The organism is Geodermatophilus chilensis (genome assembly GCF_002802985.1).
Lineage (GTDB): Bacteria > Actinomycetota > Actinomycetes > Mycobacteriales > Geodermatophilaceae > Geodermatophilus > Geodermatophilus chilensis.
In genome coordinates this window covers 1-1,068 of record NZ_NVPT01000370.1, presented here as the reverse complement: position 1 = coordinate 1,068, position 1,068 = coordinate 1, and the positions used below count along the sequence as shown (strand labels likewise).

General features: G+C 74.9%; 2 protein-coding genes. Both read left to right on the top strand.

The window, feature by feature from the left end; all coding sequences use genetic code 11:
- The first annotated feature begins 72 nt into the window (after positions 1 to 72).
- Positions 73 to 465, top strand: coding sequence for a helix-turn-helix domain-containing protein (locus CNO22_RS28075; protein WP_157937175.1), 393 nt, complete (start codon positions 73 to 75; stop codon positions 463 to 465).
- Positions 462 to 1,055, top strand: a complete 594-nt coding sequence (locus tag CNO22_RS28070) for an IS630 family transposase (protein ID WP_157937176.1) — start codon at positions 462 to 464, stop codon at positions 1,053 to 1,055. The genes CNO22_RS28075 and CNO22_RS28070 overlap by 4 nt, the downstream gene beginning before the upstream one ends.
- Positions 1,056 to 1,068: the final 13 nt, after the last annotated feature.

Sequence of the window (1,068 nt, the reverse complement as noted above, 5' to 3'; positions counted from 1 at the left end):
TCACAGCGGTGTGCTGATTGGTTGACGGTGGGCGGTTGGCAGACGTACTCCGCTGGGGTGCGGGCTTATTCGATGGATCTGCGTGAGCGGGTGGTGGCCGCGGTCGACGCGGGGATGAGCCAGTGGCAGGCGGCGGAGCGGTTCGGGATGTCGCTACGGACCGTGGAGCGGTACCTGGCCCGGCGGCGGGCCACCGGCAGCCTGGCGGCGACCGAGCAGCGGCACGGGCCGGCGCCGGTGGTGCGCCGGCGGCTGCACGCCTGGCTGCCGGCCCGGCTGGAGGCTGCTGCCGCGGATGCCACGCTGGCCGAGCACGTGGCGGCGTTCGTCGCCGCCGGTGGCCAGCCGGTGTCGTTGGCGTCGATGTCGCGGGCGATCGCCGGCCTGCCGCCCGAGCCCGGTCAGGCGCTGACTCCGGGTGGCCGGCGGCGGCGTGCGGGGCGGCCGCTGAAGCAAAAAGCCTGACCGCCACCGAGCGCGACGAGACCGCGCGCGCCCAGTGGCGGACCCGGCTGGCCGGCGTCGATCCGGCGCGGCTGGTCTTCGTCGACGAGTGCGGCACGCACACCTCGATGACCCGCCGGCGGGCCCGCGCGGCGCGGGGTCACCGCGCTCGCGGCGCGGTGCCGCGCAACCGCGGGCCGGTGACCACCCTGCTGGCCGGGGTGAGCCTGGCCGGCATGAGCCCGGCGATGACCGTGGAGGGCGGCACCGACACCGCGGTGTTCGCCACCTATCTGGAACACGTCCTGCTGCCCGCGCTGTCGGCGGGGACGGTGATCGTGGTGGACAACGTCGGCGCGCACCAACCCGACCGGATTCGCGAGCTGGTCGCCGCCGCCGGCTGCGAACTGCTCTTTCTGCCGGCCTACTCGCCGGACCTGTCTCCGATCGAGGAGGCCTTCAGCAAGATCAAGGCGCTGGTCAAGGCGGCTGCCGCGCGCACCCGGGCGGCCCTGGACCAGGCGATCGCCACCGCGCTGGACGCGGTCACCGCCGCCGACGCCGCCGGCTGGTTCACCCACGCCGGCTACCCCACCCGCCAAGCTGCCTGAGATGCGCTGTCAG

What these genes read in the sequence shown, in the direction of transcription:
- CNO22_RS28075 (WP_157937175.1), top strand. Translation starts at nt 73, where the DNA reads ATGGATCTGCGTGAGCGGGTGGTGGCCGCGGTCGACGCGGGGATGAGC.